The organism is Kitasatospora sp. NPDC059088 (assembly GCF_042738155.1).
Classification (GTDB): domain Bacteria; phylum Actinomycetota; class Actinomycetes; order Streptomycetales; family Streptomycetaceae; genus Kitasatospora.
Genome location: NZ_JBHYGR010000043.1, coordinates 16364 through 24367 on the forward strand (window position 1 = coordinate 16364; position 8004 = coordinate 24367).

Genomic DNA, 8004 nt, shown 5'->3' on the forward strand with positions numbered 1-8004 from the left:
CCGACCGGCACCCCCACCCCCCCCGCCCCGCACCCCCCCCACCCCCCCCCCCGGCCCCCCCCGCACGCCCCCCCCCCCGGCACCGCGGCGGCCGTCACGGTCGGTGGAGCCCCGCCGGAGTCGCTCAGACCACCGAGACGAACTCCGGGATGTCCTGGACCACCCGCTCCTTGAGCCGGCTCACCGCGTCCACGCCCTGGAACCGGGCCGCCGCGGCCTCCGTGGTCTTTCGCACCCGGGAGTTCAGCCGCTCCGAACGCACCTTGGTCGCGATGTCGACCGCCTGCTCGGCGTACCTCGCCGCCTCCTCGGCCTCCCGCTGCAGCAGGTGCACGCTGGCCATGCCGATCAGGTTGAAGGCGTACGACCGCACGTGGTCGTCGTCCTGCCGGAACAGGTCGACCGCGCGCTCCATCACCGGCGCCGACAGCGAGGCGTACAGCTGGGCGTTGTCCGAGTGGTACGCGAGGTCCCGGTAGGAGTGGGCGTTCTCGGCGTTCAGCTCGGCCGGCGAGAAGAACTTCAGCCAGTCCGGGTCGCCGTCACCGTCACGGATGTCGGTGAAGGTGTCCTCGGACAGCCGGATCGCCCGGGCGCAGCGGTTGATCTCGCCGATGGTGGCGTAGGCGCGCGCCTCCATCGCGTACAGCAGGGACTGCTGGCGCGGGGTGGCGGTGTCCCGGCTGCCGTACTGCGCCAGGTGGATCAGCTCCAGGGCGTCCTCGCCCCGGTTGAGGTGGATCATCTGGCGGCTCATGTCGGTGAGGATCAGCGCGCCGAAGGGGCGGTCGCCGGCCTCCTTGGCCGCGTGCAGCGCCAGCACGTAGTACTTCTGCGCGCTCGGGTGCATCCCGACGTCGTACGACATCCACCCGGCCAGGTGGGCGAGTTCGGCGGTGAGCCGGAACAGCCGCTTGGTGGTGTCCTCGCTGTACGTCTCCTGCAGCAGGTCGGTGACCTCGTGGAGCTGGCCGACCACGGCCTTGCGGCGCAGCCCGCCGCCGTTCTGGGCGTCCCACTGACGGAACATGACCGTGGTCTGCTCCAGCAGTTCCAGCTCCGGCTCGGAGAGCCGGCCGGTGAACGCCTCGCCGCCGTTGGCCGCGGTGAGGATCGGGGTGGGGACGCCGGTCGGGCCGGGCGTGAGCCAGCGCTGCATCGGCTCGATCAGCGCGGCGCCGGCGGTCAGCGCGAGGGAGGTGCCGAGGAAGCCCCGGCGGTTGAGCATCAGGTCGCTGCGGGAGTAGTCGCTGATCAGCTGGACGGTCTGCGGGGCGCTCCACGGCAGGTCGACGCCGCCGCCGACGGTGGAGACCGGGACGGCGGCGCGCAGGCCGAGGTCCTCGACCGAGACCACCGAGCCGAAGCGCTCCGAGAACAGCTCGGACATGATCTTGGGGATCGGCTCGCGCGGCTGTTCCCCGTCGAGCCAGCGGCGCACCCGGGAGGTGTCGGTGGACACGTGGTGGGCGCCGATCTGCCGGGCCCGGCGGTTGACCTGGCGGGCCAACTCACCCTTGGACCAGCCGCTGCGGGCGAACCACGTGGTCAGCTTCTCGTTGGGTTGCTTCTCTGCCATGGGAACGTCCCCATCCCGCCCGGCCCCTGCGGGGCCCCCGATCGTGACCGCCCGACGGTTGCGGGCTCTTGCCAGACGTGCCGTGCCTGAGGTGTCGCGGTGCCGCCCGTCCTGCCCTCGCGGTACCGCTCGTCGTACTGGTGTGCCATCGTCCCGGACGGTCCGTCAGATCCCCAACTCCCGTTCCCCGACGGCTCGGAGCAGGCGCTTCGACGACGTCCGTGTGCTGAACGTAGTGCCCCGTGAGGCACCCGTGGGAGCGCCCCTGGCGAAACGCCACCTTTCGCCACCCCCAGGAGTGAACCGAACCCCGGGGGCACACGCTTGACTGGGTAGTCGCGACGGTCCGGCATATGCGGGCCGCCAAGTCCCCCGGCCAACCCCGGCAGACCCGGCAGACTCCGCAATCCATCGCAGTCCCAGGCGAGTTCGGCGCCCACTCGGGACGGCAACCGTCCCGCGCACACGACGATCCGGCATCGGCGCCGCCCTCACAAGGCGGCGCCCGAGGCACACCGCCACAACAGGCGCACGCCAAGCGCTGCGCGCCGCCACCGCACCACGCACCACACACCGGACAATCAACACACAGTCACCGTCCCGTAACCATCGGCAACGAGAACCTGTTGGGGGAGGCATGGACAACCTGTTCGGCGAACTTCGACTGGGGCACCTGCGGCTGGCACCGCTGGGCGCGCGCCGCCGCACCAAGGTCACCGCGTCCCGGGCCGCCGCGGAGTACACCGGCCGCTGGGGCTGGACCGTCGCCACCGGCGAACCGGCCGCCGGCGCCACCGCCCCGACCCGCTGTCCCTGCGGCTCCCGCCGCTGCGCCGCCCCCGGCCTGCACCCCGTGCCCGGCACCACCGGGCCGGCCGACGCCGCCGACGCCGAGGGCTCGGTGCTGTTCCCCACCGGCCGCGCCTTCGACGTGCTGGACGTCCCCGAGCCGGCCGGCCTCCAGGCCCTGGTCCGGCTGGAGCGGATGGGCACCCAGGTCGGCCCGGTACTGGCCCCGCCCACCGGCCGACTGCAGTTCCTGGTCTCCGCCGGCACCGCCCGCCGACTGCCCGACCTGCTGTACCGGATGGGCTGGGACGACGCCGCGCTCGACCTCACCTGCCACGGCGAGGGCAGCTACGTCGCCGCCCCGCCCACCGTGCTCGGCGAGCTCGGCCCGGTCCGCTGGCTGCGCCGCCCCACCCGCGACAACGCCGGCTGCCCGCCCGAGGCCCGGCTGCTGCTCGGCACCCTCGCGTACGCCTGCCACCGCAGCCGCGAGCGCACCGCCGAGCCCGCCTGGATCGCCTCGTAGGACTCCTCTCGGACGCCGAACGTCGGACGCCGGACGCCGGACGCCGGCACCCGCCCCCGGCCTCCCCGGACCCCGGACAGGCGAAAGGGCCCGCCCCCGAAGGAGCGGACCCCGACCGACGGGAAGTCCCGGTCAGTCCCCGATCAGCGCGTCCACGAACGCACCCGGCTCGAACGGCGCCAGATCGTCCGCGCCCTCGCCCAGACCGATCAGCTTGACCGGCACGCCCAGCTCGCGCTGGACCGCGACCACGATGCCGCCCTTGGCGGTGCCGTCCAGCTTGGTCAGCACGATGCCGGTGATGTCCACCACCTCGGCGAACACCCGGGCCTGGATCAGGCCGTTCTGACCGGTGGTGGCGTCCAGCACCAGCAGCACCTCGTCCACCGGGCCGTGCTTCTCGACGACCCGCTTGACCTTGCCCAGCTCGTCCATCAGGCCGGTCTTGGTGTGCAGCCGGCCGGCGGTGTCGATCAGCACCGTGTCGACGCCCTCGGCGATGCCCTCCTTGACCGCGTCGAACGCGATGGAGGCCGGGTCGCCGCCCTCCGGGCCGCGCACGGTGCGCGCACCGACCCGCTCGCCCCAGGTCTGCAGCTGGTCCGCGGCGGCGGCGCGGAAGGTGTCGGCCGCGCCGAGCACCACGGTGCGGCCGTCGGCGACCAGCACGCGCGCCAGCTTGCCGGTGGTGGTGGTCTTGCCGACGCCGTTGACGCCGACGACCAGGACCACGGCCGGGCCCTCCTCGTGCTTGGTGGAGCGGACGGTGCGGTCGGCGTCCTTGCCGACCAGCTCGACCAGCTCCTCGCGCAGCAGGGCGCGCAGCTCGTCGGGGGTACGGGTGCCGAGCACCTTCACCCGGGTGCGCAGCCGCTCGACCAGCTCCTGGGTCGGGGCGACGCCGACGTCCGCGGTGAGCAGGGTCTCCTCGATCTCCTCCCAGGTGTCCTCGTCCAGGTGCTCGCGGGAGAGCAGCGAGAGCAGGCCCTTGCCCAGCGAGTTCTGCGAGCGGGAGAGCCGGGAGCGGAGCCGGACCAGCCGGCCGGCGGTGGGCTCGGGGACCTCGACGGCGGGCGCCGCCTCGGCCTCGGCCGGGGCCTCGACCACCACCTCCTCGGCGGGCTCGACGGCCTCGGGGAGCGGCACCTCCTCGACGGTACGGCGGGGCTCCTCGGTCGGCGGCGCGGCCTCCTCGCCGACCTGGGGCTCCTGCGGGGTGGTCTTCGGCGCCGTGATGACCGGCGCCTGCGACTTCGGGGGCAGCTGCTGGCGTCGTCTGCCGGAAACGACGAGGCCCGCGATCGCGCCGACGGCGACCACGGCGATGACTACGGCAAGGATCACGTATTCCACATCAATCTCCTTCACTGGATCCCACGACAGAGTGATCCTTCGGTCACCGACGCACGGGGCGCCGCCGCCTCCCTTACGCTGGCCGCGTGCCACCCGGCACCGGTCAGGGCTTGGCCGTCATGAGGTCGTCAAGCGGCTGAGTGAGAAGCCCCCTCGCGCGCGAGGGGGAGGAGTCACAACCCGACCAGTATCCGTGATCGGGTCGTCCGGGAGCATCTGCCCCGGCGTGGGCCGTTGGATCAGACCATCGGCCCTGAGGTGATCGCCTCGTCGTGCTGCCGGGGAGGCACCGAGAGTGCTTTCCGCTCCCGGTGCCCCTCGCGCAGCCGCTGGCTGATCACCTGGGAGATCCCGTCGCCCTTCATGGTCACGCCGTACAGGGCGTCGGCGGACTCCATGGTCAGCTTCTGGTGGGTGATCACGATCAGCTGGGAGCTCTCCCGGAGCTCCTCCATGATCCCGACCAGCCGGCGCAGGTTGGTCTCGTCCAGCGCCGCCTCCACCTCGTCCATCACGTAGAACGGGCTGGGCCGGGCCTTGAAGATCGCCACCAGCAGGGCCACCGCGGTCAGCGAGCGCTCGCCGCCGGACAGCAGCGACAGCCGCTTGACCTTCTTGCCGGGCGGACGGGCCTCCACCTCGACCCCGGTGGTGAGCATGTCGTCCGGGTCGGTCAGCACCAGCCGCCCCTCGCCGCCGGGGAAGAGCCGGGCGAAGACGCCCTCGAACTGGGCGGCGGTGTCGTGGTAGGCGGCGCTGAACAGCTGCTCGACCCGCTGGTCCACGTCCCGGACGATGTCCAGCAGGTCGCGCCGGCCGCGCTTGAGGTCGTCCAGCTGCTCGCCGAGGAAGGTGTGGCGCTCCTCCAGCGCGGCGAACTCCTCCAGCGCCAGCGGGTTGACCTTGCCCAGCTGCTGGTACGCCTTCTCGGCGGCCCGCAGCCGCTTCTCCTGCTCGGCCCGGACGTACGGGTACGGCTCCCCCGGCTCCTGCCCGTCCTCCGCCGCCGAGGGCGGGACGGGCCGGTCCGGCCCGTACGAGGCCAGCAGCTCGCCGCCGTCGATGCCGAACTCCTCCAGCGCGCGGGCCTCCAACTGCTCGATCCGCAGCCGCTTCTCGGCCCGCAGCACCTCGTCCCGGTGCCCGGCGTCGACCAGCTTGTCCAGCTCCTCCTTGAGCCCGCGCCCGTGTTCGCGGTGCTCCCGGAGCTCGCGCTCCCGCTCGGTGAGCGCCTGTTCGACGGCCGCCCGCCCGGCATCCGCGCGGGCCAGCGAGACCTCCAGGCAGGCGAGCAGCTGCCGGGCGCCCGCCGCGACGGCGTTCGCCACCCGGGCGTCGTGCTCGGCGCGCCGGCAGCGCTCGGCGGTCCGGGCGCGCGCCTCGCGCTCGGCGCGGGCGGCCCGGTCCAGCTGGTCGGCCCGGCCGGTCAGGGCGCGGACCCGCTCCTCGTGGGTGCGCACCGAGAGCCGGGCCTCCAGTTCGGCCTGCCGGGCGGCCGAGGCGGCCTCGGTGAGCCGCTGCTGCTCGGCCCGGTCCGGCTCGTCCTCCCCCGCGTCCGCCGACTCCTCGGCGACGGCCAGCCGTTCGGCCAGTTCCTCGGCGACGGCCAGCCGTTCGGCCAGTTCCTCGGCGGCGGCGAGCAGTTCGGCCAGGCCCTGTTCGGCCCGCGCGGCGGCGGCCGAGAGCCGTTCGGCCTCCCCGGCGGCGGCCCGGGCCTGCCCGCCGAGCCGGCCGAGCGAGCCCGCCACCCGGGCCCGTTCCTGCTCGGCCTGCCGTCGCCGTTCGCCGAGCCGCTCCAGTTCGGCGGCCGACTCGGCGCGCAGTGCGGTGAGTTCGGCCAGCCGCCCGGCCGACTCGGCGCAGCGCAGGTCGACCTCCGTGATCGCCCGGGCGGCCCGGTCCACCGCCGCCCGGGTCTCCAGCTCGCTGGGCGCGCCGGCGGAGCCGCCCTGGGCGAAGCCGGCGCCCAGCCGGTCGCCCTCGGCGGTGACGGCGGACAGTCCGGGGCGTTCGGCGACCAGGCGCAGCGCCTGGTCCAGGTCGGCGACCACGGCCACCCCGGCCAGCCGGTTGTGCACGGCGGCGAGCAACTCGGGCGGCCCGTCGACCAGTTCGGCGGCCCAGCGGACTCCTTCGGGCAACTCGCCCTCGGTCCGGGGCAGTTCGGCGGCACCGGCGACCAACAGTGCGGCCCGCCCGGCGTCCTGGGCGCGCAGCAGTCGCAGCGCCCCGGCGGCGGCGCCGGGCGAGTCGACCGCCACGGCGTCGGCGGCCGCGCCGAGCGCGGCGGCGAGCGGCACCTCGTGGCCGGGTTCGATCCGCAGCAGCGCGGCGGCCGGGCCGAGCACGCCGGCCAGTCGCTCCCCCGCGTCCAGCAGCGCGCCGGTGCCGTCCTTGCGGCGCAGTCCGAGCGAGAGCGCCTCGTGCCGCGCGGTCAGCGCGGCCCGCTCGCGTTCGGCGGCTCCGGCCGCCTCCCGGGCCGCCGCCAGCTCCCGTTCGACCTCGGCCAGCCGGGCCCGGGCCCGCCGGTAGCCGTCCTCGGCCCGTCCGTCCTCGACGGCCGAGCCGTCCACCTGCTGCTGGAGCTCGTCCAGTTCGCCCTGGGCGGCCCCGGCGCGCAGCAGGGCCTCGTCCCCGGCCTCGGTGAGCCGGCCGAGTTCGGCCTGCGCCGAACCGGCCCGGGATCGGGCGGCGGCGGCCTGCCCCTGGAGCCGGGCCAGGCCCTCCCGGCGGTCGGCGATGGCCCGGGTGGCGTCCCGCAGCCGGCGTTCCTCGGCGGCCAGCGCGGATTCGAGTCCGCTCTTGTGCTCGACCGCCTCGGCCAGCGCGTACTGGGCCTCCTCCAGTGCCTCGGCGAGTGCGGCCTCCTCCTCGCGGACCCGTTCGGCCTCCCGCTCCAGCTCCTCCGGGTCCCGGCCGCGGCGTTCCTCGACCGTGCCCCCGGCGACGGCGTGCCGGGCCCGGGCCTCGGCCAGTCCGATCGTGCCGCGGGTGCGTTCGGCGAGCGCGGAGAGCCGGTACCAGGTCTGCCGGGCGGCCTCCAGGCCCGGCCCGAGCTGCTGGACCTGCGCCTCCAGCACGCGTTCGCGCTGCACCGCCCGGGCCAGTTCCTGTTCGACGGTGGTCCGGCGCAGCCGCAGGGCCAACTCGTCGGCGACCTCGGCCTCGACGGCCCGGCGCAGGGCCAGCAGGTCGTCGGCGAGCAGCCGCAGCCGGGCGTCGCGCAGGTCCGCCTGGATGCCGGCGGCCCGGCGGGCGACCCTGGCCTGCTTGCCGAGCGGGCCGAGCTGGCGGCGCAGTTCGGCGACCAGGTCCTGGACCCGGTTGAGGTTGGCCTGCATCGCGTCCAGCTTCCGCAGCGCCTTCTCCTTGCGCTTGCGGTGCTTGAGGACGCCGGCCGCCTCCTCGATGAAGGCGCGCCGGCCCATCGGGTCGGCGTGCAGGACGGAGTCGAGCCGGCCCTGCCCGACGATGACGTGCATCTCGCGGCCGATGCCGGAGTCGGAGAGCAGTTCCTGGATGTCCAGCAGGCGGCAGGTCTCGCCGTTGAGCGCGTACTCGCTGCCGCCGTTGCGGAACATGGTCCGGGTGATCGTCACCTCGGCGTAGTCGATCGGCAGGGCGCCGTCGGCGTTGTCGATGGTGAGGCTGACCTCGGCGCGGGCCCCCCGGGGGCGCCCCCCCGGCGCGCCGCCCAGGGAGACCTGCACAAGACACACGCCCCCCGCCCAGCGCCCCCCCCCCCCCCCCCCCCCCC

The 8004-nt window shown here is 74.9% G+C and carries 3 protein-coding genes and 1 pseudogene; 1 reads left to right on the forward strand and 3 read right to left on the reverse strand.

Going from position 1 to position 8004, the window contains the following annotated elements:
• Positions 1-124: 124 nt before the first annotated feature.
• Positions 125-1621 (reverse strand): hypothetical protein, encoded by a 1497-nt coding sequence (locus ACFWXO_RS20585; protein WP_375891824.1) that lies wholly within the window; start codon positions 1619-1621, stop codon positions 125-127.
• Positions 1622-2216: 595 nt separating this feature from the next.
• On the opposite strand from ACFWXO_RS20585, the gene ACFWXO_RS20590 reads away from it, so the two are divergent.
• Positions 2217-2894, forward strand: coding sequence for a bifunctional DNA primase/polymerase (locus ACFWXO_RS20590; RefSeq protein WP_375891758.1), 678 nt, complete (start codon positions 2217-2219; stop codon positions 2892-2894).
• Between the two features lie 132 nt (positions 2895-3026).
• Here the strand turns inward: ACFWXO_RS20590 and ftsY are convergent, their stop codons facing one another.
• Together ftsY and smc are read right to left on the reverse strand one after the other, a co-directional pair.
• The gene (ftsY, locus tag ACFWXO_RS20595; RefSeq protein WP_375891757.1) at positions 3027-4247 is read right to left on the reverse strand and encodes a signal recognition particle-docking protein FtsY; all 1221 of its coding nucleotides are present in this window, start codon (positions 4245-4247) and stop codon (positions 3027-3029) included.
• 239 nt (positions 4248-4486) lie between these two features.
• Positions 4487-7928, reverse strand: a pseudogene (gene smc / locus ACFWXO_RS20600) (chromosome segregation protein SMC); the annotation flags it as partial.
• Positions 7929-8004 lie beyond the last annotated feature (76 nt).